The organism is Bradyrhizobium oropedii, from assembly GCF_020889685.1.
Lineage (GTDB): Bacteria > Pseudomonadota > Alphaproteobacteria > Rhizobiales > Xanthobacteraceae > Bradyrhizobium > Bradyrhizobium oropedii.
In genome coordinates this window covers 1-3,931 of the sequence record NZ_JACMYO010000337.1, presented here as the reverse complement: position 1 = coordinate 3,931, position 3,931 = coordinate 1, and the positions used below count along the sequence as shown (strand labels likewise).

Annotated in this window: 3 protein-coding genes and 1 pseudogene; 1 reads left to right on the top strand and 3 read right to left on the bottom strand. The window is 60.7% G+C overall.

What is annotated here, in order from left to right:
* Positions 1-538 (top strand): annotated as a pseudogene (locus tag H8A95_RS41895) (IS66 family transposase); the annotation flags it as partial.
* Between the two features lie 581 nt (positions 539-1,119).
* On the opposite strand, the gene H8A95_RS41885 reads toward H8A95_RS41895, so the two are convergent.
* From H8A95_RS41885 to H8A95_RS41875, 3 genes are all read right to left on the bottom strand, one after another.
* Positions 1,120-1,488: a hypothetical protein gene (locus H8A95_RS41885; RefSeq protein ID WP_229188293.1), complete on the bottom strand. Its 369-nt coding sequence runs from the start codon at positions 1,486-1,488 to the stop codon at positions 1,120-1,122.
* 955 nt (positions 1,489-2,443) lie between these two features.
* Positions 2,444-3,322, bottom strand: coding sequence for a CmcJ/NvfI family oxidoreductase (locus H8A95_RS41880; protein ID WP_229188292.1), 879 nt, complete (start codon positions 3,320-3,322; stop codon positions 2,444-2,446).
* A 157-nt stretch (positions 3,323-3,479) separates the two neighbouring features.
* Complete coding sequence (locus tag H8A95_RS41875; RefSeq protein WP_229188291.1) at positions 3,480-3,812, bottom strand: 2-phospho-L-lactate transferase CofD family protein; 333 nt, start codon at positions 3,810-3,812, stop codon at positions 3,480-3,482.
* Between the last annotated feature and the right edge of the window lie 119 nt (positions 3,813-3,931).

Here is a 3,931-nt window from a genome sequence, read left to right as displayed (position 1 = left end):
CGTGCGCGACGACCGTCCGTTTGCCGGCCCAGATCCGCCGGCGGCCGTGTTCTTCTACTCGCCCGATCGTGGCGGTGCGCATCCGGAGCAGCATCTGGCGGGCTATGCCGGACTGATGCAGGCTGACGCCTACGCCGGCTTTGGCAGGCTCTACGAGGCCAATCGCAAGGGCGGCCCGATCATCGAGGCCGCATGCTGGGCGCACGGCAGGCGCAAGTTCTTCGATCTCGCACGGCTCAGCAAGGCGCCAATCGCGGCCGAGGCGGTCAAGCGCCTCGATGTCCTGTTCGCCATCGAGCGCGAGATCAGCGGACTTCCTGCGCAGGAGCGTCTGCGTGTGCGCCAGGAGCGTAGTCGCCCCCTGATCGGCGAGCTGGAGGTGTGGTTGCGCGAGCAGCGCACCAAGCTCTCCAGGAACAACGACACGACCAAGGCGATCAATTACTGCCTCAGCCGCTGGGATGCATTTAGCCGCTTCCTTGATGACGGACGGCTTTGCATGTCGACGGATGGTGTTGAGAAGTCCTTACCTTCAGTTCGTCGCAACTTTTTGGTTTTTCCTTCCAGGCAGCCACCATGCGTTCGTAGGCCTGCTCGACGCGTGCGACGTAACCAGCTTCCCGCTCACGCAGTTCCTTGATCCAATAGTCCCGGCCCGGGCCAGCCTTGCCATAGGCACGGGGAGCCCCAGCCTTGAGAGCCACCTTCCGGAGTTTCATCGCCGTGAACGCTGGCCGCGCGTAAGCGTAGTCCTTCCCGGTCGTCAGGACGTGCCAGATCATGACTGCGAGCTTGCGCGCCGTCGCGACGGCTGCGACCCCGGCCCCGTGCTTTTTCTGCGTGCGGTTGAAGAATGCTCGCAACGGACCCGGCGCCGTCTTGGCTGCGCGCCTCCACGAGAGTCAGCGTGACCTCCTTCGGCAGCTTGGCCTCTTCGCCTGGGCATTCGCGCCTTGAACGCAGCAGGTTGATCTGCCGCGTCCGCAACGCCAACGCGGCTTTCCGTGCCGGCTGGCCCGGCTTGGCATCGATGACTTTCCGGCCAAGTTCAGGCACTTCATCCCGGGCAATTGTAGAGCGTGCCACCACCCTTCAGGGCTAGATGGTAATTGGCTCTGATCAGGCAATTCGGCCTCGACGAGCCGGCAAGCCAACTCCTCGTAAATGTCCCCCCTCTCGATCGGCGATAACTGTCGCGCACGTCGCCCCGCCAGCAGACAATTCCGCCGCCGTGTAGGTGGCCTCGAGCCAACGACGGCTCTCCTTGTCCGCAAATGCTCGCACTGCCGACTGACGTTTCTTGTCACCGACATGCTGGAGGAACGCCGCATCGACAAGTTCGAGCAACGCGCCGTCGTCGGCGGCGATCATCACGTGGAGGCTCAGACTGTCGAGCTTGCCATCGTCTCGCAAGCTCGTGGTTTCCTCAATTGCCAGAACATGGCGCCCTCTCACCAGCCCTGCGGTCCGCAACCGGGCCGTGATCACATCTCCTCCGGGATCACCCGCCGATTGCGCAGGAAGGTCTGATGCGGATCTCGCCGGACCGATCCGCGCCACTCGCCGAAACGCTGATCCCAGACTGAGCGACGCTGACAAGGCGGGCCGACGCGAGATCGCCGCCAAATTCTGCGTCTCTGAGACAGCGGTACACATGTGGGGTCGCCAGGGGCTCATCACAAAATGCTATACCGACAGCCTAAACCAAGGCCTGTGGGACGTGCGGTGGGCGCGGCGCCCGCCCAGCGCGGCTCACCGCCATCACTGCGCCATCAACCGAATGAAGTGCAGTATGAAGTACTCGCCCTGTCCCGCGGACGATACGGCCGCGCTGGGACGATGGCGGTGCGGTAATGGCAGGCGAGATCGGCATAGGTCCTGTTGACCATCGGCTCGTGAAAGCAGCCCCGGGTGTGATGCCGGCTGTGAGATTGTCGCTCACCGTCTGCTGGGCAGCGCCGCCGAAATAGGAAAGTGCGCGGACGTGGGAAGCGATCTAATTTAGTGCGGCAGGTTTTGGCTGAGGCTGGCCTCGGCATAGGTGTGTAGTTCGAGGCGCTGAGCACGGCGACGAAGATCTGCGCCGTGCACACCTCGCCGGTGAGCAATCGACCACCTCCAGCGTGTAGCCGGAATAGTCGACAAACAGCTTCGCGCGGGGAACGTAAACCCCACGCAGGGTCGATTTGAGGCGGGCGGCCCATTTCTTGTGGCCTTCGCAGAACCAGGAATAGCTGAAGCTGTCGGAGCGGGAGTCGCTATACTCCTCCCATAGCAGCAAGCGTCACCCCGCGGCGACGGAGCTCGCGCTGAACCACCGGCCAGTCCGGCTGTGGGCGCTCGTTGCTGGGCAAATCCGATGGTGACGGAAAGAGCCGGTTCTCGTCATCGGCGCGGCCTAGGTGGGCACCGCGAGGCGCCCAGTTGATCCATCGGCTGGCTCTCAGTCGTAGTACACATAGAACCGAGTCTCAATACTCTTGCGGGGCGTAGCATTTGGATAGGCGCGGCGATTATCGAAGGCCGAGTGGGCTGACCTCGGTTCGTAGTGCGCGTCGGAGTCATACCCCTTAAACAAAAAGAGCTCGTCTGGCGTCATGTCCGGCAGGTAGTACCATCGATGGGCGGGATTATAATGAGGAAACAAAGCCCCAATGGAAATGCCATACTTATTCTGAAAAACGTGGACGAGGTCAGCAGGCGGAATCGACGATGCATCACAGAATGCCAATGGGAAATCCTGCGGAGGTGGCGACAGGGCGCGCCAAGCTTGAATGATCATCAAGCGAGAATAGCCGCGAATTTCGATATTTTGCAGCTGAGAGTCACGGGCGGCAATCATAGGAGCGGCGACGGGCGAATAATCAACGTGGGCAAATCCAGCCCCGCGGTTTCTTACCGTCCGCTGATTTTTTCCTCCCCATGCACGCGTCTCGGAGGCTTCGTCAAGACTGCGGACGGTGACGCCGCCAACATCCACGGTTGTGACCCGCGACGCGTTGAAATAGTCCTTGATGAAAGGCAACATTTCATGTTGGTACTTTTCCGCTAGGATCACTGGATCGGACTCAGTCACACTAGATGCCTTGTGCTGAATTAGAATGAAACCTTCTCGATCGAGGGACAGCTCGTTGACGATCGGGCGCGCATTTCGAATCTCAACCTCATGGCTGACCAAGGAAACATCAAGTCCATCGACCGCTGGGGCCGCGGGAGCATTTTCGTCGGGCGCGCGCCGAGCAAAGTTAATTTGCCCCCGCACACACTCCAGACGATCACGGTCTATCCTCGCTGTCGACGAAGCTTGCATTGTGTTTTCCATGGCTATTGATCTCCTTGTGCTACCATCATCCCACCGGCCGCGTACCCGTTCACCCCACCGCGTCTCTCGACACTCGCTCGTTTGAGTCGAAGTGAACCACCTCAGACCACAACAACATAATATGAGGGGGCGACGCTTTAAGACCGCGAAATGCGCCTCAAGAGCGAAGGAATCCTGCGCTGACGGGCGGCGGGGAGTCGAACGCAGGATAATCAGTGCATGCATGCCTGAGCGACAGCGTCTGATCGCTCGCTGCGTCTCTTGTGGCCCTTTTCCTGCCATCATCTGCGACGCCACAACTTTGCGTCAGATCGACAGCCCCGGAAAGCGTATAGAGCACCGTGTCGAGGTCCGGGCAGACGTATAGACCGTGGAACCGATCGTCGTCACCGACATTCACGGTGACGCTGAGATCGCCCGGTGGCACGATGCCGGCAAAGCCGAGTACCATGCGTGCGCCTACACCTCCTGCGAGGACCGCCACTTTCATCTTCGCGTCTCAACCAGCAGCCGCGGACTTCTCACGAATGAACTTGATCGGATCATGCGGCCGAGGTTTGAGCGGGCCGATGTCCACTGGATCGCAATCTGAGAATTCCTCCAGCGTGT